This window comes from Streptoverticillium olivoreticuli subsp. olivoreticuli, from assembly GCF_003391135.1.
GTDB lineage: Bacteria > Actinomycetota > Actinomycetes > Streptomycetales > Streptomycetaceae > Streptomyces > Streptomyces blastmyceticus.
Map to the genome: position 1 here is coordinate 6,016,872 of NZ_CP031455.1, position 20,346 is coordinate 6,037,217.

Below are 20,346 nucleotides of genomic sequence, written 5' to 3' on the forward strand. Positions count from 1 at the left end.
CTCAGATCCCCATCCGCCGACGCGAACCGGCCGGGCGGACGTCGTCGAGCGACTCGACGACGCGGTCCACCATGCCGTACTCCTTCGCCTGCCCGGCCGTGAACCACCGGTCGCGGTCGCTGTCGCGGGAGATCGTCTCCTCGCTCTGCCCGGTGTGCCGCGCGGTGATCCGCTCGATGGCCTTCTTGGTGAACTCCAGGTTCTCCGCCTGGATCTCGATATCGGCGACGGTCCCGCCGATGCCCGCGGACGGCTGGTGCATCATGATCCGGGCGTTCGGCAGGGCGTAGCGCTTGCCCTCCGCCCCCACGGTGAGCAGGAACTGGCCCATGCTCGCGGCGAAGCCCATGGCGAGCGTGGAGACGTCGTTCGGGATCAGCCGCATCGTGTCGTAGATCGCGAGCCCCGCCGTCACCGACCCGCCGGGGCTGTTGACGCAGAGGCTGATGTCGGTCCGCGGGTCCTCCGCGGAGAGCAGGAGCAGCTGCGCGCAGACGCGGTTCGCGGAGACCTCGTCCACCTGCGTGCCGAGGAAGATGATGCGCTGCGCGAGGAGTTGGGCGGACAGGTGGTCGTCGAACCGCGACGGAAGGGTGTCCCCTTCGGCGGCTCGCGGGGCGAGGGCCGGATCCCATCCGGTGATGAGCGTGGACATGCGGTGCCTCCTCGGGACGTACGCGACCGCTCCCGGCCGCGCCCTCCCACTCTCGGCTCAGCCCCGCCCCGACGTCAGCTTTCTCTGCCCCTGGCAGATCTGCCGAGGGCAGAGCGCCAACAGGCTTCCGTGGAAAGCCCCGAGCCCCCGCCTGCAAGAACAGACGGGGGCTCGGTGAAGGCCGACGAACCCGATCAGGCCTTGGCCACGCCGATAGGGCAGCTCACGCCCGTACCGCCGATGCCGCAGTAGCCCGTGGGGTTCTTGTCCAGGTATTGCTGGTGGTACGGCTCCGCCGCGTAGAACGGGCCCGCCGGGAGGATTTCCGTGGTGATGGCGCCGTAGCCCGAGGACCGCAGGACCGACTGGTAGGCGTCGCGGGACGCCTCCGCCGTCGACTGGTGCGCGGGGGAGTGGGTGTAGATCGCGGAGCGGTACTGCGTGCCCCTGTCGTTGCCCTGGCGGAAGCCCTGGGTGGGGTCGTGGGACTCCCAGAAGAGCTTCAGCAGGGACTCGTAGGAGACCGCCGACGGGTCGAAGACGACGCGCACGGCCTCCGTGTGGCCGGTGAGCCCGCTGCACACCTCTTCGTAGGCCGGGTTCGGCGTGTGGCCGCCCTGATAGCCGACCAGCGTCGTCCACACCCCCGGCGTCTGCCAGAACTTGCGCTCGGCGCCCCAGAAGCAGCCCAGGGCGAAGTCGGCGACGACCAGGCCCTCGGGGTAGGGGCCGGCCGGCGGATTGCCCAGGACGGTGTGGCGTCCGGGGAGCTGGAATTCCGGCTCCGGGCGGCCCTTGAGGGCCTCGTCCGGGGTCGGCAGGCGGGTTTCGTGGCGCGAGAACAGCATGGCGGCGGCTCCAGGGAGGTGGCGTCCTCCCTACAACGTACGAGAGCGGAGGCCGATTCCCGCTCCCGGTTTCCGCCCTCAGCGCCGGCCCGACTGCTCCCAGCCCGCTACGGCCAGCGCGCGGTACGTCGCGTACGCCGCGACCGGGTCCGCCTCGTAGGACCACGGCACCGCGCCGATGTGCCCGTCGACCGCGCGCAGCTGCTCCATCGCCTCCGCGTACCGCTCGGCCCGGACCAGGAACCACACCAGCAAGTGGCGCACGTGCGGCAGCACGGGGTGGTCGGCGGGCGCGCCCGCCACCGCGAACCGGGCCCCCTCGATCGCCTCGGACACGACGGTGCCGAGGAACGCGTCGCGGGACAGCATGTCCGGCAGGTGGTCGTGGACGGCGAAGAGCGGGAGGGCCGGCAGCAGGCTGCCGGACGGCGCGGACGCGGCGGCGCGCCGGGCGAAGGCGTCGGCCTGCTCCCGCGAGCCGTGCCACTTCGCGCTCCAGTAGCGCAGGGCGGCCAGGTGCGCCCCCATGTGGTGTGGCGTGCGGCTGACGACCGTCTCCCAGACGGACTGGAATTCCGCTTCGCTCGCGCCGAGCCCCCGCGCGACGCCCAGCTGGACGATGTACGGCACAGGATCGCCCGGGGCCAGCAGGGCGGCCTCCCCGCACACCGTGCGGGCCTCCTCCAGGATCATCCGGAAGTCCTGCGAGGACGGGTCGCGCAGCGCCTGCTGGACGAGGAACTCCGCCTGCACGGCCGCGCCGCCCGCGTCCTTCGGGGCCACGACCCGCCAGTGGCGCAGCCACATCCCGCCGGTGCCCGGCGTCCGGGCCAGCTCGTGGGCGGCCGCGCCCGCCAGGGTCTGCACGCGCTGCCAGCGCAGCTCGGTGTCCGTGGTGGCGTCCGTGCGGGCCAGGAGCTCGGCGGCGGGCTTCCAGTCCTGTGTGCGGCTCGCCTCCTCGACGGCCGCGAGCAGCTGCGGGTCGGGCCCGGGCAGGCGCACGTCGAGCTGCTCGGCGGGGACGAAGCCGTACGCCCCGGCCGGGTCGACGGCCGCCTGGTGCCCCTGGAGGACGTCCTGTCCGGCGCGCCTGCGACGCAGTGCGGGGACGACCAGGACGCCGCAGATGACGACGACGGCGAACAGGATGAACAGATACTCCATGGGCTTTCCTGACAGAACGGGGCAGAAACGGGAGACAGGGCGGGGGCGGAAACGGCGGCCCTCTGAGTGACAACGCCGCAGCCCCGCGGATCGTTCATCCTCCAGTTACAAATGACAGGAGTGTTCACGTGAACGGGGTACTACCCTCGGTGGAATGAGCGACCAGCACTCTTTTGAAACCCTCGCCATCCACGCAGGTCAGGAGGCGGATCCGCTGACCGGGGCCGTGGTCCCGCCCATCTACCAAGTCTCCACCTACAAGCAGGACGGCGTCGGCGGCCTGCGCAACGGCTACGAGTACAGCCGCAGTGCCAACCCCACGCGCACCGCGCTGGAGGAGAACCTGGCGGCGCTGGAGGGCGGCCGCCGCGGCCTCGCCTTCGCGTCGGGCCTGGCGGCCGAGGACTGCCTGCTGCGTACGCTCCTGTCGCCCGGTGACCACGTCGTCATCCCGGACGACGCCTACGGCGGAACGTTCCGGCTCTTCGCCAAGGTCGTCAGCCGCTGGGGCGTCGAGTGGTCGGTGGCCAACACCTCGGACCCGGCGGCGGTGCGGGCCGCGATCACGCCCCGCACGAAGGCCGTCTGGGTCGAGACGCCGTCCAACCCGCTGCTCGGCATCACCGACATCGCGGCCGTCGCGGGCGTCGCCCACGAGGCGGGCGCGAAGCTGGTCGTCGACAACACCTTCGCCAGCCCCTACCTGCAGCAGCCGCTGTCGCTGGGCGCGGACGTCGTCGTCCACTCCACCACGAAGTACATGGGCGGCCACTCCGACGTCGTCGGCGGCGCGCTCATCACGGCGGACACCACGCTGGCCGAGGAGCTGGCGTACCACCAGAACGCGATGGGTGCCGTCGCGGGCCCGTTCGACTCCTGGCTGACGCTGCGGGGCATCAAGACGCTGGCCGTCCGCATGGACCGCCACAGCGCCAACGCGGAGCGCGTGGCCGAGATGCTCGTCTCGCACCCGAAGGTGACCCAGGTCTTCTACCCGGGTCTGCCGGAGCACGCGCTGCACGAGGTCGCGGCCAAGCAGATGCGCGCCTTCGGCGGCATGGTGTCGTTCCGCGTCGCGGGCGGCGAGGAGGCGGCGGTCGAGGTCTGCAACCGCGCCGAGCTGTTCACCCTCGGTGAGTCGCTTGGCGGCGTGGAGTCGCTCATCGAGCACCCGGGCCGGATGACGCACGCGTCCACGGCCGGCTCCCCGCTGGAGGTCCCCGCGGACCTCGTGCGCCTGTCGGTCGGCATCGAGTCGGCGGACGACCTCCTGGCCGACCTGGCGCGGGCGCTGGGCTAGCCGACGCCCGCCGTTCCCCGGACGCCGTGCCACCAGGGGGGCCGGCGTCCGAGGAGGCGGCGCCACCGGCCGCTACCAGTCGCGCAACGGCGGCGCCACGTCCACCGGCGGCACGGCCCAGGGCCTCGCGGTGGCCGCCCACACGCAGAACACCGCCAGCGCGACCACCAGCAGCCCCCACGCCGCCACCTGCACGGCCCGCCGTCTGCGCAGCAGGCGACGGCCCCGCTCGGCCGCACGCAGGGCCAGGTCCGGCGGCAGCGCCGGATGCGGGCCCTCCAGCATCCGGCGTATCTCGTCCTCCTTGCGGTCGTACGGGCTCACGGCACACCCGACGGTGTCCGGCGGCTGCGCAGGACGGCGACCGCGCGCGTGCACAGGACGCGTACGCGCTCCGCGGGCAGGCCCAGGCAGGCCGCGACCTGTTCCTCGGCGACGCCTTCGTGGAGGCGCAGCACGAGCACCAGCCGCTCCCGCGGAGCGAGGCGCTCCAGGATCCCGCCGCGGGCATGGCGGTAGCGCCGGGCGGAGCGCGCGAAGCGGGTCGCGAGTTCCTGCCGGGCGTGGTCGTACGGGTCCTCGCCGCGCAGCCGGTCCCAGCAGGCGTAGGTGTCGGCCAGGGCAGCCGTCAGCAGCCGCTCGGCGGCCTCGTGCGGACCCGTGCCGACCGGGCCGGTCTCCCCGGTGAGCAGGACGGCGGCACGCAGCAGCCTGCCGCCCGCGCCCCCGACGAACGCCTCGAACTCCCGGGCGCGGCGGCGCTCCCTGGCCGCCTGTCGCTCTCGCACCGCGCCTCCGCGCGCTCCTGTTCGTACGCACCAGGAGAGGGCAGACGGCGGCGCCCGGTCAAGAGGTCGTCAAGAAGTGGGCGCGATCGGGAGGAGGGCGTCGGAGAGCGCGGAGTTGAAGCGGGTGAGCAGGGTGCAGAAGACATCCCGCTCGTCCTCGGTCCAGCCCTCCGTGACGAGGGCCATCAGCTCGCGCCGTGAGGCCCGTACCTCGTCGAGGCGGGCCTTGCCGCGGGGGGAGAGCTGGAGGACGACGGCGCGGCCGTCCTCGGGGTGCGAGGTGCGCTTGACGAGGCCGGTGTCGACCAGCGGCGCCACCTGGCGGGTGACGGTCGAGGAGTCGATGCCCATGCCCGCGGCGAGCGCCTTGACGCCCATCGGGCCTTCCTGGTCTAGGCGGTTGAGCAGCAGATACGCGGCGCGGTCCATGGAGTTGCGGACCTGGCCTACACCGCCGAGCCGGGTCTGTTCGGCGCGGCGGGCGAAAACGGCCACCTGGTGCTGGAGGGCGTCGAGGACGCCTGGGGCGAGGTCGGTCGTCATGTCCGAAGGGGTGGGCATGGCCTGGGGCTCACTTCGTGCGGCGGGCAGGGAATCGCTGAGGATTGGGGGACAGAGTACGCGGCCGGAAGGGCGCCCGTACGGGTGCTTCGCAAACCGCTCGGTATGCGGTGTCATGCGTGGTCGCGTACGCCTCGCCGTACGCCGTGCCGGTATGTCGTGCTGTATCCCTCCTGCGTCGGTCGTCACAGGTGCGAGCTGCGAGACTGGGCGGCATGGCTGCACGAGTTGGTGACGAGGACGGCCTCGGGGCGTCCGCCATGTCCGACGTATCCGCCCAGTCGGGTGCGGTTCCACCGATGTCCGGTACGTCCGTGTCGGCTGTGTCCCTCGACGAGGTGCGCGAAGCCCAGAAGATGCTCTCCGGGGTGGCCCGGACCACCGTGCTCGAAGGCAGCCGTTTCCTGTCCGGGCTGGTCGGGGCGCCGGTCCACCTGAAGTGCGAGAACCTCCAGCGGACGGGCTCCTTCAAGGTGCGCGGCGCGTATGTGCGCATCGCGGGGCTCTCCGAACAGGAGCGCGCGGCGGGCGTGGTGGCCGCCAGCGCGGGCAACCACGCGCAGGGCGTGGCCCTGGCGGCCGCGCTCCTGGGCGTGCGCTCCACGGTGTTCATGCCGGAGGGCGCGCCCCTGCCGAAGGTCGCCGCGACCCGGGAGTACGGTGCCGAGGTGCGCCTCTACGGGCAGATCGTGGACGAGACGATGCGGGCGGCGCAGGAGTACGCGCGGGCGACCGGCGCGGTCTTCATCCACCCCTTCGACCACCCGGACGTCATCGCGGGCCAGGGCACGGTGGGCCTGGAGATCCTGGAGCAGTGCCCCGAGGTGCGCACCGTCGTGGTGGGTATCGGCGGCGGCGGGCTGGCCGCGGGCATCGCGGTGGCGGTGAAGGCGCTGCGGCCTGACGTGCGGATCGTGGGGGTCCAGGCCGCCGGAGCGGCCGCCTATCCGCCCTCGCTGGCCGCCGGGCACCCGGTCTCGGTCGAGGCGCCGGCGACGATGGCGGACGGCATCAAGGTGGGGCGGCCCGGCGAGGTGCCGTTCCGCATCGTCGAGGAGCTGGTGGACGAGGTCCGCACGGTCTCCGAGGACGAGCTCTCCAGCGCGCTGCTGCTCCTGCTGGAGCGGGCGAAGCTGGTGGTGGAGCCGGCCGGGGCGAGCCCGGTGGCGGCGCTGCTGTCCGATCCCGGGGCGTTCGAGGGGCCCGTGGTCGCGGTGCTGTCGGGCGGCAACGTGGACCCGCTGCTGATGCAGCGCATCCTGCGGCACGGCATGGCGGCGGCGGGCCGCTATCTGTCGCTGCGGCTGCGGCTGACGGACCGCCCCGGGGCGCTGGCCGCGCTCTTGGAGGTGCTGTCGGAGGTCGACGCGAACGTCCTCGACGTGAGCCATGTGCGGACCGATCCGCGGCTCGGGCTCACGGAGGCGGAGGTGGAGTTGCACCTGGAGACCAAGGGGCCGGAGCACTGTGCCGAGGTGGGATCGGCTTTGCGGGACGCGGGATATCTGGTCATGGACTGATCCGGCGAGGGAGGTTCATTCACAGGGCGGAACGACTACTACGAACGTAAAATCGCGTAATACGTCACCCAAACGGGGAGAACCTCCATGCCAGGCGCCATTTTTGCCGAAGGCCTGGTCAAGACTTTCGGCGATGTCAGGGCTCTGGACGGCGTCGATCTCGACGTACCGGAAGGAACCGTTCTAGGACTGCTCGGCCCCAACGGCGCCGGCAAGACCACCGCCGTACGTGTGCTCACCACGCTACTCAAACCCGACCGGGGAACGGCCGTGGTGGCGGGCATCGACGTACTGAAGAAACCGAACGAGGTCCGCCGCGCCATCGGACTCTCCGGCCAATTCGCCGCCGTCGACGAATATCTGACGGGCCGTGAGAATTTGCGGATGGTCGGCCAGCTCTACCAGATGAGCGCGCGCGACGCGAAGGCCCGCGCGGGCGAATTGCTGGAGCGCTTCAATCTCGGCGACGCCGCGGACCGCATCGCCAAGACCTATTCCGGCGGCATGCGCCGCCGCCTCGACCTCGCCGCGGCCCTGGTCGTCAGCCCGCCCGTGATGTTCATGGACGAGCCGACCACCGGCCTCGACCCGCGCAACCGCCAGCAGCTGTGGGAGGTCATCCAGGAGCTCGTCGCCGGGGGCACGACCCTGCTGCTCACCACCCAGTATCTGGAGGAGGCCGACCACCTCGCGCACGACATCGCGGTGGTCGACCACGGCCGGGTCATCGCGCGCGGCACCTCCGACGCGCTCAAGGCCCGCACGGGCGGCGAGCGCGTCGAGGTCGTCGTGCACGCGCCCGAGCACATCGGCGTCGCCGACGAGGTCCTGCGCGGCTTCGGCAAGGGCGACTCCAAGATCGAGGCACACACCCGCAAGGTCACCGTCCCGGTCTCCGGCGGCGCCAAACTGCTCGTCGAGGTCATCAGAGAGCTCGACGGGCGCGGCATCGAGATCGACGACATCGCGCTGCGCCGCCCGACGCTGGACGACGTCTTCATCTCGCTCACGGGGCACGCCGCCGTGAGCGAGGAGGAGCAGGACAGGAAGGAGGCGGCCTCGTGAGCACCCTCGGCGGCGCCGCTGCCGGGACCGTGACGCCCAGGGCGCTCGGCGGTGTCGGCCAGTCCGTGCGCGACTCCCTCGTCGTCGCCAAGCGCAATCTGATCCGGATGGCGCGGATCCCGGAAGTGGTCATCTTCGGGCTGATCCAGCCGATCATGTTCGTGGTGCTGTTCAGCTATGTCTTCGGCGGCTCGATCGCCGTGGGCGGCAACACCGACCCCTCCACCTACCGGCAGTTCCTGATGGCGGGCATCTTCGCCCAGACCGTGACCTTCGCCACGGCGGGGGCGGGCGCGGGCATCGCCGACGACATGCACAAGGGGCTCATCGACCGCTTCCGGTCGCTGCCGATGGCCCGCGGGGCCGTGCTCACGGGCCGTACGCTCGCGGACCTGGTGCAGACCGCGCTGACGCTGGTGGTGCTGGCGGTCGTCGCGGTGATCGTGGGGTGGCGGACGCACGCGGGCATCCCCAAGGCGGTGGCGGGCTTCGCCCTGCTGCTCCTGCTCGGCTACGCCTTCTCCTGGATCGGCGCCCTGATCGGGCTGTCCGTGCGCACCCCGGAGGCGGCCACCTCGGGCGGGCTGATCTGGCTCTTCCCGCTGACCTTCATCTCGAACGCGTTCGTGCCGTCCGACAACATGCCGATGGTGCTGCGCAACATCGCAGAGTGGAACCCCTTCAGCGCGACCGTGCAGGCGGCCCGGCAGCTCTTCGGCAATCTGCCGGACGGCTATCCGGTGCCGTCCGCGTGGCCGATGCAGCACCCGGTGTGGGCCTCGCTGATCTGGTCGGTGCTGATCATCGTGGCCTTCCGGACGCTGTCGGTGCGCAAATACCGCTCGGCCACCGCCTGAGCGGCCCGTGGCACGCGAAGAGCCCCGGACCCATGAGGCGAATTCCAGGGGTCGTTGCAACACAGTGATCAACTGGCTGTGGCCAGAAGCTTAGCGAGACGCTCGGCTGGGGTTTCCCAGCCGAGCGTTTTGCGTGGGCGGCTGTTCAGTTCGATGGCTACGGCCTTGAGGTGCTCAGGGTCGTGGCCGGACAGGTCGGTGCCCTTGGGGAAGTACTGCCGTAGCAGGCCGTTCGTGTTCTCGTTCGAGCCGCGCTGCCAGGGGCTGCCGGGATCGCAGAAGTAGACGGGCATGTCTGTGGCGGTGCTGAACTGCTGGTGCAGGTGCATCTCGGAGCCCTGGTCCCAGGTGAGTGAGCGTCTGAGCTGGGCGGGCAGGGCTGAGACGGTGTGTATGAGCGCGTCGCGCATCTGGGCGGGCTGGCGGCCGTCGGGCAGGTGGACCAGGGCGACAAAGCGGCTGGACCGCTCGACCAGCGTCCCGATCGCGGACTTGTGCGCCTTGCCGATGATGAGGTCGCCCTCCCAGTGTCCGGGGACCGCCCGGTCGGCTGCCTCTGCCGGACGCTCGCTGATCATCACCATGCCTGTCGACATGCGCGGCTGGCGCTTGTGGGACTGGCGGTGCGGCCGACGTATGGCCCGTCCGGTGCGCAGAGCGCGGGTCAGCCCGCGCCGGAGTTCTCCGCGGCCCTGGACGTAGAGGGCCTGGTAGATCGTCTCGTGGGTCACGTGCATCTCCGGCTGGTCGGGGAAGCGTGCCCGCAGAGCCTGGCAGATCTGCTCAGGGCTCCACCGTGTCGACAGGTGGTCCTGGATGAAGTCCCGCAATTCCGGGTTCTGGCCGATCTTCCCGGGCTTCGGACGGGGCCGGCGGGCATCAGCACGGGCCTGTGCGGCGTGAGGCCGGTAGGCCCAGCCGGAGCCGCCCCTGTGCAGCGGTATGCCGTTGCGGCGTATCTCCCGGCTGATTGTTGAGGGGCTGCGGCCCAGCTCGGCCGCGATGGTCCGGATGGACGCCTTCTCCCGCCGCCGGTCAGCGATATGGATGCGCTCGGACTCCCGCAGATAGCGGCCAGGGCCTGCCGAAGACGGCTCCCGGTGGACCGGGGGACGCGCCTTCGACAAGCCCTTGTGAGCATGGCGGCCGTTGCGCCACACCTTGCCGGTCCGCGGGTTGATACCCACGATCCGGCACGCCTCTTTGTTGCTGTAGCCCTGCCGCATGAGCTGGAAGTATGCCGTCCGCTCAGCGATCAGCTTCTTCCGTCCCTGCGGCCTCCGGTCCTCCCGGATCTGATGGTCCATCGCAATCCCCTGAGCTGGGGTGTTGCAACGACCACTAGAACCTAAGTGAGGGCCCGGGGCTCTTCGCGAGGGCTCAGCCCTGGTACGGCTTGGCGTCCAGGATGCGGACCTTGGCCTTGCGGCCGTTGGGCAGCTCGTACTCCGCGTCGGCGCCGATCTTCTTGCCGTTCACGCCGGTGCCCAGCGGGGACTGCGGGGAGTAGGTCTCGATGTCCGAGCTCGCGTACTCCCGGGAGGCCAGCAGGAAGTCCAGGGTGTCGTCCGGGTCGCCGTCGAAGGCGATGGTGACGACCATGCCGGGGGCGACCATGCCGTCCGCCGCCGGAGCCTCGCCGACCTTGGCGTTCTCCAGCAGCTGGGTGAGCTGGCGCACGCGGAGCTCCTGCTTGCCCTGCTCCTCCTTGGCCGCGTGGTAACCGCCGTTCTCTCGCAGGTCACCCTCCTCGCGGGCCGCCGCGATCTTCATCGCGATCTCGGTGCGAGCGGGACCAGACAGGTACTCCAGCTCGGCCTTGAGCTGGTCGTACGCCTCCTGAGTCAGCCAGGTGACGTTGTCGCTGGTCTGGGTCACAGGTGCTCCTCGTCGGTACTGGGGAAAAACTTGGGGATACATCGGGGATACAAATGAACGCCCTACTCAGAAGGGTGCACCTTCAAAGGTGGGCGAAACCACGAGCCTAACAATTAGGTCCGGAAAGGGGGAAGAAGCCGCGGGGAGAAACTGCGCAAGAAACGCGTCAACGCAGGTCAGTGCCGGTCAGCCCCGGGACGTGGTGGTGCAGCCCTCAAGCTCGGTGGCGGCGGCGTGCCTGGTGGTGCGGAACGTGACGCGCTCGGTGAAGTGATCCTCACGGCGGTCCAGCGTGACATCCACCCGGCCGACCTCGGAGCCGTCGCTGCCCAGCGAGCGCAGTGTGCAGACGCCCGTGTCGCCCTTGTTCTTGCGGACCTCCAGCACCGCCTGCACGGAGGTGTCCGTCATCGGCTTGGAGCGGATCAACTGGGCGCTGACATCCGTCTTGGTGAGGTAGTGCACACCGAACCAGACGAGCACCCCGGCCAGCGCGACGCCCAGCACCGCGGCGACGATCTTGAGCTTGCGGTCCGCGCGCTGGTCCGCCGACCGGCCGTAACGACCGTCGGGCAGCCCCTCGCGTGCCGCAGCCATGATCTTCCTCCTGGTCGGGGACCGGTCCCATCGACCGGAATGAAACGTCGCCTGCTTCGGTCACTATAGGAGGCGCCCCGAAACACCGATAAGACGGGCCGTGACCAGTGACTGAGGATCAAGCCTTGACTGAGCAGCTGCGACTGATGGCCGTGCACGCCCACCCCGACGACGAGTCGAGCAAGGGCGCCGCCACGATGGCCAAGTACGTGTCCGAGGGGGTGGACGTGCTGGTCGCGACCTGCACGGGCGGTGAGCGCGGCTCCATCCTCAACCCCAAGCTCCAGGGCGACCCGTACATCGAGGAGCACATCCACGAGGTGCGCGCCAAGGAGATGGACGAGGCGCGCGACATCCTCGGAGTGAAGCAGGAGTGGCTGGGCTTCGTGGACTCCGGGCTGCCCGAGGGCGACCCGCTGCCCCCGCTGCCCGAGGGCTGCTTCGCGCTCCAGGACGTCGACGAGGCGGCCGGCGCGCTGGTGAAGCTCATCCGGGAGTTCCGCCCGCACGTGGTCACCACGTACGACGAGAACGGCGGCTATCCGCACCCCGACCACATCATGACCCACAAGATCTCGATGGTGGCCTTCGAGGCGGCGGGCGACCCCGAGCGCTTCCCCGAGGCCGGCGAGCCCTGGCAGCCGCTGAAGCTCTACTACAACCAGGGCTTCAACCGGCCGCGCACCCTCGCCCTCCACGAGGCGCTCCTGGCGCGGGGCATGGAGTCCCCGTACGGCGAGTGGCTGGAGCGGTGGCACAAGATGGGCCGCGAGCGGACCCTGACCACGTATGTGCCCTGCGGCGACTTCTTCGAGATCCGTGACAAGGCGCTGATCGCGCACGCCACGCAGATCGACCCCGACGGCGGCTGGTTCCGGGTGCCGCTGGACCTCCAGCGCGAGGTCTGGCCCACCGAGGAGTACGAACTGGCGAAGTCTCTCGTCGGGACATCCCTCCCCGAGGACGACCTCTTCGCGGGCATCCGCAACAATTGAGCCCATGATGAGCGCGACTGTCTCCCTCGCCGCCACCCACCTCGTGCCGCTCGCCGCTGAGGATCTTGACAAGAACAAGGTCACCCCCGGCGTCCTCGGCTTCATCGTCTTCGCTCTCCTCGGCGCCGCCGTGTGGATGCTGATGAAGAGCATGAACAAGCACATGAAGAAGGTCGCCTTCGACGAGATCCCGGAGGGCGGCGTGGCCATGGCCACGGCCGCCGCTCCGGCCGCCGCCTCGGCCTCGCCGGCCCGCGGCGCCGCCAAGGCCGACGGCAAGGGCGACTCCACCGAGGGCTGACGGTCAGCTGTCACGGGACAGCACCGCCATGACCTCCCGGGCACGGCGGCCCGGCACCATGCCGAGCCGCCATGCCTGCCATCCCTCTTCCGGCTCGATGCCGCGCTCCAGCAGCAGGGCGAACGCGTCCGCGCAGTCCTCCAGCGTCGGGTCCGTCGCCCAGTCTGCGGACCGCAGCTCGAACAGCAGCTGCGCCAGCTCCTCCTGTGCCACCGCCGTGCCCACCACGGAGCCGCCCGCCGAGGTCAGCGGCAGCAGCGTGCACCGCAGGAACCGGGCCCAGGCCGCGCCCCGCCGGTCTCCGTAGCCCGTGAACAGCCGCTCCGCCTCCGTCACCAGCTCCAGCGCGGAGTCGGACCGGCCGTTGCCCGCGTCGACGACGGCCAGCTCCACACAGGACCACGCCTCGCCGTGCGGCACGCCCAGCCGCCGGAAGTCCGCCCGCGCGTCCTGGAGCAGCTGCCGGGCGAAGCCGCTGTTGCGCAGGTTGCCCGTCTGCGCCGCTCGCTGGTCGCGGGTCACCCGCGCCGCGTGGTGCCGGGCACAGGCCAGGCCGTAGGCGTCCCTCATCCGGTTGAACATGGTGCGCGCCCGCTCCAGCGCGCGCAGGGCCGCCGCCCGGTCGCCGCTCTCCTCCAGCGACAGGCCCAGGTAGTACAGCGACCAGGCCTCGCCGCGGGCGTCCTCGTTCTCCCGGTGCCGGGCCGCGGCCCGGTGCAACTGCTCCACCGCCGCGCCCGCGTCGCCCGCCACCAGCCGGGCCCGCGCCAGCTGGGTCAGCGCCCAGGCCCCGCCGCGGCCGTCCTGGGTGCGGCCGTAGAGCTCCTGGGCCTCGCGGAAGTCCGCCTCCGCCCGCTCGACCTGGCCCATCCGCAGCCGCACCTGACCGAGCTGGAAGTGCGCCCACGCCTGCCCGTGCAGGCTCTCGCTCTCCCGGTGCAGCTCCAGCGCCTCGGTCAGCAGCTCCAGCGCCCGCGCTATCCCGCCGCGGTCGCGCTCCACGGCGGCCAGCGCGTGCAGCGTCCACGCCCGGTCCCCGCTCAGCTCCCGGGCCTCCTGGAGGGCGAGCGCCTCCCGCAGCTTGTCCGTCGCCTCGCGCAGATGGCCCTGGTGCTGGAGGGTGACGCCCAGATCGCGCAGCGCCCGGGCGGCGCCCGCGGGGTGCTCGGCGTCGAAATACAGATCCACGACGGACGAGAGCGTCGTACGGGAGGTGTCCAGCTCGCCCAGCTGCCTGGCCGCGATGCCCGTACGCCACTGCACCGAGCGGACCAGCAGGCTCCGGTCGGTCGCCTGGGTCAGCTCGCTCAGCTCACCCAGGCGGTACAGGTCGCCGCGCAGCAGGCAGTAGTCGCACAGGGCGCCCAGCAGATGCAGCACCGCCGCCTGGTCGACGCCCTCGGTGTGCCGCAGCGCCGCCGTGATGAAGCTCGATTCGTCGTCCAGCCAGCGCAGCGCCGCGTCCAGCGAGGTGAAGCCGTGGCCGCTCGCCGCGCCCTTGACGAACATGTCGGCCCGCGTCGAGGTCTTGCCGTCGACCATCCGGATCACGGAGTCCGCCAGCTCCGCGTAGCTGCGGATCAGCCGCTCCTGCGCCGCGCTCAGCTCGCCCGGCCCCTCCTCCTCGTGCAGCCGCGCGTGAGCGAAGGCCCGGACCAGGTCGTGCATCCGATACCGGCCGGCGCGGACCTGCTCGATCAGGCCCGCGCGGGCCAGGGCCGCCAGCTCGCGCCCGGCCTCCCGCTCGTCCTGCGCGAGCAGCGCCGCCGCCGCGGCCGCGCCCAGCGAGGCCCGGCCCGCCAGCGCCATCCGCCGCAGCAGCTGCCGGGCGCTGTCGCTCTGGTCGATGTAGCGCAGCCACAGCACGCGCTCCACCGGGTCGTCCTGCCCGGACGCCGCGAGCTCCGCGGCCAGCAGGTGGGGGGCGCGCTCGCCCAGGGAGGAACCCGCCACCCGCAGGGCCAGCGGCAGCCCGCCGCACAGCTCGCGCACCTGGGCCAGGGCCTTCTCGTCGTACGAAGCGGCCTGCGGCTCCTCGGACGCCGCCCGCAGGAGCTCCTCCGCGCCCGCCTCGTCCAGCGGGCCGACGGGCAGCTCGTGCACCCACGCCACCAGATCGGGCGGCAGGGCCAGCGGGGCCCGCGTCGTGACCAGGACGAGGCTCTCGGAGCGCTCGGGGATCAGGGTGCGGACCTGCTCGGCGTCCGAGGCGTCGTCCAGCACGACCGTCACCGGCAGGTCGGTGAGGTGCTGGTGATAGAGCTCGGAGAGCTTCTTGAGGTGCTGTTCGTGCGAGGACCGCTCGCGGAAGAGCAGCTGGTCACGGGGTGCGCCCAGCCGGTTGAGCAGATGCAGCAGGGCGTCGCGCGTCGGCAGCGGCGGCTCGTCGGACTCGCCGCGCAGATCCACCACGCACGCGCCGCGGAACTGGTCGCGCAGGTGGTGCGCCGCCCGGATCGCGAGCGTGGAGCGCCCCGAGCCGGGCGGCCCGTGCAGCAGCACCACCGTCGGCTTGGTCTCCGTGCTCGCCCGCGCCTGGTGCACCCACTGGGTGATCCGCGCGAGGTGGTCGCGGCGGCCCGCGAACGGGCCCACCGCCTCCGGGATGTGGTCGAAGGAGTGCTCCAGCACATTGCGCCGCCGGGCCGCCGCGCTGCGGTCCGCTCCGCGCAGCACCGGCCCCCGGGCCGTGCCGTTCGCGCCGGGCCGCCCCGTCGTCCGCCCGCCGCCGCCCGCCCGCGTCGCCGCGGACAGCATCCGCTGCTGGTCCAGGAACGGCCGCACCCCGCGCACCTCGACCGCCGTCAGCCACGCCAGCCTCAACTGCTGCGCGCCGCCCGGCTGCCCCCGCAGCCCGGCCCGCCGGTGCGCGGCGGGCCAGTGCCCCGCGGTCAGCTTGAGGACCGTGGCCGCGGAGCCCGCCACCGCCACGCCGACGCCCGCGCCCAGCGCCGTGCCCGCCGAGGTGCCGAAACCGAGGTCCGTGCCCACCGCCGAGAGCGCCGCCACCGCCGTGACCAGCGCGGGGGCGGCCAGCGCCGAACGGGTGAGCCCGGCCGTCAGAGGCCGCCGGGCGGCCGCCTCCTCGTCGAGCGCGCGCACATACGCCTCGTACTCCTCGGTGGCCTTGGCCGCTATCGCCTCGAGCTCCGTCCGCGCGCGGCGCAGCAGCGCCGCGCCGTCGGTGGCCCCGCCCGAACGGCGGACCTCCTCCTCCGCCATCCGGCCCAGCAGATCCTCGACTTCCGTTCGGTGACTGTCCCTCAGAACGGCCCGCACTCCCGCCATGGCTTCCCCCTCCACCAGCGATCGCTCTGTGCCTCAAGTGCTCAGTGCCTCAAGTGTTCCGTCTCCGCGAGATTTCCGGCAGCCCTGTGGATAACTCGCCCTCGGGCCCGCGTGGGGAAGGATGGGGGTCATGCCGAACCGCCTGGCGCATGAGACGTCCCCCTACCTCCTCCAGCACGCCGAGAACCCGGTCGACTGGTGGCCGTGGTCGCCCGAGGCCTTCGAAGAAGCCCGGCGCCGCGATGTGCCCGTGCTGCTGAGCGTCGGGTACTCGAGTTGTCACTGGTGTCATGTGATGGCTCACGAGTCCTTCGAGGACGAGGAGACCGCCGGTTTCCTCAACGAGCACTTCGTCTCGGTCAAGGTCGACCGCGAGGAGCGGCCCGACATCGACGCCGTGTACATGGAGGCCGTCCAGGCCGCCACCGGGCACGGCGGCTGGCCCATGACCGTCTTCCTCACGCCCGACGCCGAGCCCTTCTACTTCGGCACCTACTTCCCGCCCGCGCCCCGGCACGGCTCGGCGTCGTTCCCCCAGGTCCTGGAGGGCGTACGGACCGCGTGGGCGGACCGCCGCGACGAGGTCGGGCAGGTCGCGGGCCGGATCGTCCGGGATCTGTCCGAGCGCACCCTCGCCCTCGGCATGCCCGGTGAGAAGGAGGGCGCGCGGCCGCCGGCCGCCGAGGACCTCCACCAGGCGCTGATGGGTCTGACCCGGGAATTCGACGCCGTGCGCGGCGGGTTCGGGGGCGCGCCGAAGTTCCCGCCGTCCATGGCCCTGGAGTTCCTGCTGCGCCATCACGCCCGTACGGGCTCGGAGGCCGCGCTCCAGATGGCGCAGGCCACGTGCGAGGCGATGGCGCGCGGCGGGATCTACGACCAGCTCGGCGGCGGCTTCGCGCGGTACGCGGTGGACGCCACCTGGACGGTGCCGCACTTCGAGAAGATGCTCTACGACAACGCCCTGCTGTGCCGCGTCTACGCGCACCTGTGGCGGGCGACGGGATCCGACCTCGCGCGGCGCGTGGCCCTGGAGACGGCCGACTTCCTGGTCCGTGAAATGCGCACGGACCAGGGCGGGTTCGCGTCCGCGCTGGACGCCGACAGCGCCGTGGCCGACGGGTCGGACGAGCACGCGGAGGGGGCGTTCTACGTCTGGACCCCCGAGCAGCTGCGGGAGGTCCTGGGCGAGGAGGACGCGCTGCAGGCGGCCGCGCACTTCGGCGTCACCGAGGAGGGCACGTTCGAGGAGGGTGCCTCCGTCCTTCAGCTGCCCGACCGCGAGCGGCTCTTCGACGCCGGGAAGCTCGCGTCGGTGCGGTCCAGGCTGCTGGCGGCGCGCGAGCAGCGGCCCCGGCCCGGCCGCGACGACAAGGTCGTGGCCGCGTGGAACGGTCTGGCCGTCGCAGCGCTCGCCGAGACCGGCGCGTACTTCGACCGCCCGGATCTGATCCAGGCCGCGACGGACGCCGCCGATCTGCTCGTGCGCACCCATATGGACTGGCACGCGCGGCTGTTCCGCACCTCCCTGGACGGTGCCGCGGGGTCCCACGCGGGTGTCCTGGAGGACTACGCCGATGTCGCCGAGGGCTTCCTCACGCTCAGCGCGGTCACCGGCGAGGGCGTCTGGGTCGACTTCGCGGGGCTGCTCCTGGACACGGTGCTGATTCACTTCACCGGCCCGGACGGCAGCCTGTTCGACACCGCCGACGACGCCGAGGCGCTCATCCGCCGCCCGCAGGACCCCACCGACACCGCCACCCCGTCCGGCTGGACCGCCGCTTGTGGTGCGCTGCTGACGTATGCCGCGTACACCGGCAGCAGTGCGCACCGGGAGGCGGCGGAGCGGGCGCTCGGTGTCGTACGGGCGCTGGGGCCGCGGGCTCCGCGCTTCATCAGCTGGGGGCTGGCGGTGGCGGAGGCGCTGCTCGACGGCCCCCGGGAGGTCGCGGTGGTCGGCCCGGAGGACCATCCGGCCACGCGCGAGCTGCACCGCACGGCCCTGCTGTCCACCGCGCCCGGTCTGGCTGTCGCGGTCGGCGGCCCGCCCGCGGACGGTGACGGGGCGGGCGCCGAGGTGCCGTTGCTGGCGCACCGGACGCTTCTCGACGGCCGTCCGGCCGCCTATGTGTGCCGTGCCTTCACCTGCGAGGCGCCGACGGGCGATCCGGAGGTGTTGGCGGAGCGCCTGGCGGGGGAGGCGTGAGGCGGGGCGCGGTCAGAGGGTGAGGCCGCGGTCCAGGACGTCCAGGGTGCGGTCGATGAGGGCGATGAGGTCTTCCTGCTGGCCCTGTTCGACCCAGTACATGAGGGCTTCGTGCATGGCGCCGAGGATCGCGCTGGTGACGACGCGCAGTTCGACGTCGTTCGCGTCGCGGCCGGAGCGCTCGGCGAGGACGGTGCACAGCATCCGGGCCGACTGGCCCATGCCCTCGGCCTGGCGGCCGCGCAGGGAGGGCACCTCGCGGACGAGCCGGGTGCGCTGCCTGAGCTCGACGATGTCGTTCTCCATGATGTGGCGCATGGCCACGTGGACGCCCTGCCGGATGGCCTCGACCGGGCTCTCGTCGGCGGGGCGGGCCCGGATGGCGGCCTCCATCACCGGGTCGTACTCGTCGGTGAGGACGATGTCCTCCTTGGTCGGGAAGTAGCGGAAGACGGTGCTGGGGGAGACGTCCGCGGCCTCGGCGATCTGGTCGATCGGGGTCCCGTCGTAGCCCTGCCGCTCGAAGAGCAGGTAGGCGGCGCGGCGGATCGCCTGACGGGTCTGGATCTTCTTCCGCTCGCGCAGCCCGAGCCTGGGCTCGGACGTCGCGGCGGACGAGGTGTTCGCGGGGGCCATGTCTGCATTCTCAGGCATCGGTCTTCTCGGCGACCACAGCGTGGTCCCGGGAGGCGGGCCGGCCGGGGCGGGTGTCGGGCAGGCAGGCGGTGGTCAGCATCGCGGCCAGGGTGGCGGCGATGCCGGCGACGAGGAGGGCGAGGTCCATGCCGTGGAGGTACGCGGCGTCCGCCGAGCGGGCGAGGGCCTCGCTGCCCAGCTCGGCGGCCACCTGGTGGGCGCTCCCGACGGAGGCCTCGGCGGCGTCGGCCGCCGCGGGCGGGAGCCCGGCGGTGTCGAGGTGGTGGGTGTACGTGCCCGCGATCAGGCTGCCGAGTGCGGCGATGCCGACGGCACCGGCGACCTGACGCAGCGTCATCAGTAGTCCCGAGCCGTTGCCCGCGCGGTCGCGCGGCAGGGCGCCCAGTGCGCCGTCCATGGCGGGAATGATGCCGAAGCCGAATCCGAAGCCCGTGAGGGTCAGCCACAGGGCCGTCCAGCCGTAGCCGTCGTGGACGTCCGTACGGCTGCCCAGCAGCGCGGCGACGGCCATGACGAGCAGGGCGCCGGTGACGACCGGCCGCGGCCCGAAGCGCTGGACGAGCGGACCGGCCGCCCGGGAGGCGACGAGCAGCCCGCCCATCATCGGCAGCATCCGCAGCCCGGTGCCGAAGGCGTCCTGGCCCTTGACCACCTGGAGGTAGGTGGGCAGGACGAACAGCAGGCCCATGAACGTGAAGGTGACCAGTGCCGCGGTGACGGTGTTCCACAGGAAACCGCGGTGACGCAGGAGGGCCAGGTCGAGCATCGGCCGGGAGCGGCGCCGCTCCCGGCCGACGAGGGAGGCGAGCAGCAGCACCGAGGCGGCGAGCGTGCCGAGCACGGTGGCGGAGGTCCAGCCGCGGGTCGGGCCTTCGTTGAGGGCGAAGACGAAGGCGCCGAGGCCGGTGACGGTGAGGCCGGTGGAGAGGGGGTCCACGGCGGGGGAGGAGGGAGCGCTGGTCTCGGGGAGGAGGAAGACGCAGGCGAGGATGCCGACGAGCACCAGCGGGACGTTGATCAGGAAGATCGCCCCCCACCAGTAGTGGTCGAGGAGCCAGCCGCCGACGATCGGGCCGAGCGGCATGCCGAGCGCGGAGGCGGCGGAGACCATGCCCACGGCCTTGGTGCGCTCCTCGGGCGGGAAGAGCGTGGGCAGGACGGACAGGGCGAGGGGCATGATCAGCGCGCCGCCGACGCCGAGGACCGAGCGGGCGGCGATGACCGGGCCGGGGCTGTCGGCGAGGGTGCCGAGCAGGGAGCCGCCGAGGAAGACCGTCAGCCCGGTGATCAGCATGCGGCGGCGGCCGTAGCGGTCGCCGAGCAGGCCCGCGGGGAGCATCAGGGCGGCGAAGACCACGAGGTAGGAGTTGGCTATCCACTGCTGCTGACCGGTGTCGGCGCCCAGTTGGGTGGCCATGGTCGGCAGCGCGACATTGAGGATCGTGGCGTCGAAACCGAGGACGAGCATGCAGGCGACGAGGGCGCCCAGCGCCCACCAGCGCCGCGGGTCGGGTCGATTGCTCACGGGCATACCTCCGGGAGTCGGCGTTAAATGGCAGTAACTCTCAAAAGATTGAGGCTGTCAATCGCGCGGACTCTTAATGGCATGCTGACTGTCAGTGGGGTGTGTGACGCTGGGTGCTGGGCAGGGGTGAGATCAGCGATG

General features: G+C 72.0%; 19 protein-coding genes. 7 read left to right on the top strand and 12 right to left on the bottom strand.

Going from position 1 to position 20,346, the window contains the following annotated elements:
* Position 1: 1 nt before the first annotated feature.
* The 3 genes from DXZ73_RS26800 to DXZ73_RS26810 all read right to left on the bottom strand — a co-directional run bounded on the left by DXZ73_RS26800 (position 2) and on the right by DXZ73_RS26810 (position 2,667).
* A complete protein-coding gene (locus tag DXZ73_RS26800) occupies positions 2-655 on the bottom strand; it encodes an ATP-dependent Clp protease proteolytic subunit (RefSeq protein WP_116213606.1) in 654 nt (217 codons plus the stop codon).
* A 194-nt stretch (positions 656-849) separates the two neighbouring features.
* Complete coding sequence (gene msrA / locus DXZ73_RS26805; RefSeq protein ID WP_116213607.1) at positions 850-1,503, bottom strand: peptide-methionine (S)-S-oxide reductase MsrA; 654 nt, start codon at positions 1,501-1,503, stop codon at positions 850-852.
* A gap of 78 nt (positions 1,504-1,581) precedes the next feature.
* Positions 1,582-2,667, bottom strand: coding sequence for a hypothetical protein (locus tag DXZ73_RS26810; protein ID WP_116213608.1), 1,086 nt, complete (start codon positions 2,665-2,667; stop codon positions 1,582-1,584).
* Positions 2,668-2,821: 154 nt separating this feature from the next.
* On the opposite strand from DXZ73_RS26810, the gene DXZ73_RS26815 reads away from it, so the two are divergent.
* On the top strand, positions 2,822-3,967 hold the full coding sequence (locus DXZ73_RS26815; protein ID WP_116213609.1) for a cystathionine gamma-synthase: 1,146 nt from the start codon (positions 2,822-2,824) through the stop codon (positions 3,965-3,967).
* A 72-nt stretch (positions 3,968-4,039) separates the two neighbouring features.
* Here DXZ73_RS26815 and DXZ73_RS26820 read toward each other — a convergent pair whose 3' ends face one another.
* The 3 genes from DXZ73_RS26820 to DXZ73_RS26830 form a co-directional block, all read right to left on the bottom strand.
* Positions 4,040-4,291 (bottom strand): hypothetical protein, encoded by a 252-nt coding sequence (locus DXZ73_RS26820; protein ID WP_240351501.1) that lies wholly within the window; start codon positions 4,289-4,291, stop codon positions 4,040-4,042.
* Complete coding sequence (locus DXZ73_RS26825) at positions 4,288-4,755, bottom strand: sigma factor-like helix-turn-helix DNA-binding protein (RefSeq protein WP_205519233.1); 468 nt, start codon at positions 4,753-4,755, stop codon at positions 4,288-4,290. Before DXZ73_RS26825 ends, DXZ73_RS26820 begins: the two co-directional genes overlap by 4 nt.
* 69 nt (positions 4,756-4,824) lie before the next feature.
* Positions 4,825-5,316, bottom strand: coding sequence for a MarR family winged helix-turn-helix transcriptional regulator (locus DXZ73_RS26830; RefSeq protein WP_205519234.1), 492 nt, complete (start codon positions 5,314-5,316; stop codon positions 4,825-4,827).
* A 299-nt stretch (positions 5,317-5,615) separates the two neighbouring features.
* Between DXZ73_RS26830 and ilvA the strand changes: the two genes are divergently transcribed.
* The 3 genes from ilvA (at position 5,616) to DXZ73_RS26845 (ending at position 8,758) form a co-directional block, all read left to right on the top strand.
* Positions 5,616-6,836 carry a threonine ammonia-lyase gene (gene ilvA, locus DXZ73_RS26835; protein ID WP_116213610.1) on the top strand — a complete coding sequence of 407 codons (1,221 nt, stop codon included), beginning with the start codon at positions 5,616-5,618 and terminating at the stop codon, positions 6,834-6,836.
* Positions 6,837-6,923: 87 nt separating this feature from the next.
* A complete protein-coding gene (locus tag DXZ73_RS26840; RefSeq protein WP_116213611.1) occupies positions 6,924-7,901 on the top strand; it encodes an ATP-binding cassette domain-containing protein in 978 nt (325 codons plus the stop codon).
* Positions 7,898-8,758, top strand: coding sequence for an ABC transporter permease (locus DXZ73_RS26845; protein ID WP_116213612.1), 861 nt, complete (start codon positions 7,898-7,900; stop codon positions 8,756-8,758). The genes DXZ73_RS26840 and DXZ73_RS26845 overlap by 4 nt, the downstream gene beginning before the upstream one ends.
* Positions 8,759-8,826: 68 nt before the next feature.
* Here DXZ73_RS26845 and DXZ73_RS26850 read toward each other — a convergent pair whose 3' ends face one another.
* The 3 genes from DXZ73_RS26850 to DXZ73_RS26860 all read right to left on the bottom strand — a co-directional run bounded on the left by DXZ73_RS26850 (position 8,827) and on the right by DXZ73_RS26860 (position 11,233).
* Complete coding sequence (locus DXZ73_RS26850) at positions 8,827-10,065, bottom strand: IS30 family transposase (protein ID WP_116212261.1); 1,239 nt, start codon at positions 10,063-10,065, stop codon at positions 8,827-8,829.
* A gap of 73 nt (positions 10,066-10,138) precedes the next feature.
* Positions 10,139-10,636 (bottom strand): transcription elongation factor GreA, encoded by a 498-nt coding sequence (gene greA / locus DXZ73_RS26855; protein WP_116213613.1) that lies wholly within the window; start codon positions 10,634-10,636, stop codon positions 10,139-10,141.
* Between the two features lie 186 nt (positions 10,637-10,822).
* Positions 10,823-11,233: a DUF4307 domain-containing protein gene (locus DXZ73_RS26860; RefSeq protein WP_116213614.1), complete on the bottom strand. Its 411-nt coding sequence runs from the start codon at positions 11,231-11,233 to the stop codon at positions 10,823-10,825.
* A gap of 125 nt (positions 11,234-11,358) precedes the next feature.
* Here DXZ73_RS26860 and mca point away from each other — a divergent pair, with 125 nt between their 5' ends.
* Both mca and DXZ73_RS26870 read left to right on the top strand, forming a co-directional pair.
* Positions 11,359-12,228, top strand: coding sequence for a mycothiol conjugate amidase Mca (gene mca / locus DXZ73_RS26865; protein WP_116213615.1), 870 nt, complete (start codon positions 11,359-11,361; stop codon positions 12,226-12,228).
* 4 nt (positions 12,229-12,232) lie between these two features.
* Entirely contained in the window at positions 12,233-12,529 is a 297-nt protein-coding gene (locus DXZ73_RS26870; protein ID WP_162890348.1) for a hypothetical protein, read from the top strand.
* A 3-nt stretch (positions 12,530-12,532) separates the two neighbouring features.
* Here the strand turns inward: DXZ73_RS26870 and DXZ73_RS26875 are convergent, their stop codons facing one another.
* Positions 12,533-15,817, bottom strand: coding sequence for an ATP-binding protein (locus tag DXZ73_RS26875; protein WP_116213616.1), 3,285 nt, complete (start codon positions 15,815-15,817; stop codon positions 12,533-12,535).
* A gap of 130 nt (positions 15,818-15,947) precedes the next feature.
* Here DXZ73_RS26875 and DXZ73_RS26880 point away from each other — a divergent pair, with 130 nt between their 5' ends.
* On the top strand, positions 15,948-18,023 hold the full coding sequence (locus tag DXZ73_RS26880; protein ID WP_116213617.1) for a thioredoxin domain-containing protein: 2,076 nt from the start codon (positions 15,948-15,950) through the stop codon (positions 18,021-18,023).
* Between the two features lie 12 nt (positions 18,024-18,035).
* Here DXZ73_RS26880 and DXZ73_RS26885 read toward each other — a convergent pair whose 3' ends face one another.
* Both DXZ73_RS26885 and DXZ73_RS26890 read right to left on the bottom strand, forming a co-directional pair.
* On the bottom strand, positions 18,036-18,677 hold the full coding sequence (locus DXZ73_RS26885; RefSeq protein ID WP_240351502.1) for a TetR/AcrR family transcriptional regulator: 642 nt from the start codon (positions 18,675-18,677) through the stop codon (positions 18,036-18,038).
* Positions 18,670-20,211, bottom strand: coding sequence for an MFS transporter (locus DXZ73_RS26890; protein WP_116213619.1), 1,542 nt, complete (start codon positions 20,209-20,211; stop codon positions 18,670-18,672). Before DXZ73_RS26890 ends, DXZ73_RS26885 begins: the two co-directional genes overlap by 8 nt.
* Between the last annotated feature and the right edge of the window lie 135 nt (positions 20,212-20,346).

What these genes read in the sequence shown, in the direction of transcription:
- DXZ73_RS26885 (WP_240351502.1), bottom strand. Translation starts at nt 18,677, where the DNA reads ATGCCTGAGAATGCAGACATGGCCCCCGCGAACACCTCGTCCGCCGCG.
- DXZ73_RS26890 (WP_116213619.1), bottom strand. Translation starts at nt 20,211, where the DNA reads ATGCCCGTGAGCAATCGACCCGACCCGCGGCGCTGGTGGGCGCTGGGC.
- DXZ73_RS26860 (WP_116213614.1), bottom strand. Translation starts at nt 11,233, where the DNA reads ATGGCTGCGGCACGCGAGGGGCTGCCCGACGGTCGTTACGGCCGGTCG.
- DXZ73_RS26840 (WP_116213611.1), top strand. Translation starts at nt 6,924, where the DNA reads ATGCCAGGCGCCATTTTTGCCGAAGGCCTGGTCAAGACTTTCGGCGAT.
- DXZ73_RS26880 (WP_116213617.1), top strand. Translation starts at nt 15,948, where the DNA reads ATGCCGAACCGCCTGGCGCATGAGACGTCCCCCTACCTCCTCCAGCAC.
- DXZ73_RS26800 (WP_116213606.1), bottom strand. Translation starts at nt 655, where the DNA reads ATGTCCACGCTCATCACCGGATGGGATCCGGCCCTCGCCCCGCGAGCC.
- DXZ73_RS26815 (WP_116213609.1), top strand. Translation starts at nt 2,822, where the DNA reads ATGAGCGACCAGCACTCTTTTGAAACCCTCGCCATCCACGCAGGTCAG.
- DXZ73_RS26810 (WP_116213608.1), bottom strand. Translation starts at nt 2,667, where the DNA reads ATGGAGTATCTGTTCATCCTGTTCGCCGTCGTCGTCATCTGCGGCGTC.
- DXZ73_RS26870 (WP_162890348.1), top strand. Translation starts at nt 12,233, where the DNA reads ATGATGAGCGCGACTGTCTCCCTCGCCGCCACCCACCTCGTGCCGCTC.
- DXZ73_RS26850 (WP_116212261.1), bottom strand. Translation starts at nt 10,065, where the DNA reads ATGGACCATCAGATCCGGGAGGACCGGAGGCCGCAGGGACGGAAGAAG.
- ilvA (WP_116213610.1), top strand. Translation starts at nt 5,616, where the DNA reads ATGTCCGGTACGTCCGTGTCGGCTGTGTCCCTCGACGAGGTGCGCGAA.
- DXZ73_RS26830 (WP_205519234.1), bottom strand. Translation starts at nt 5,316, where the DNA reads ATGCCCACCCCTTCGGACATGACGACCGACCTCGCCCCAGGCGTCCTC.
- msrA (WP_116213607.1), bottom strand. Translation starts at nt 1,503, where the DNA reads ATGCTGTTCTCGCGCCACGAAACCCGCCTGCCGACCCCGGACGAGGCC.
- DXZ73_RS26875 (WP_116213616.1), bottom strand. Translation starts at nt 15,817, where the DNA reads ATGGCGGGAGTGCGGGCCGTTCTGAGGGACAGTCACCGAACGGAAGTC.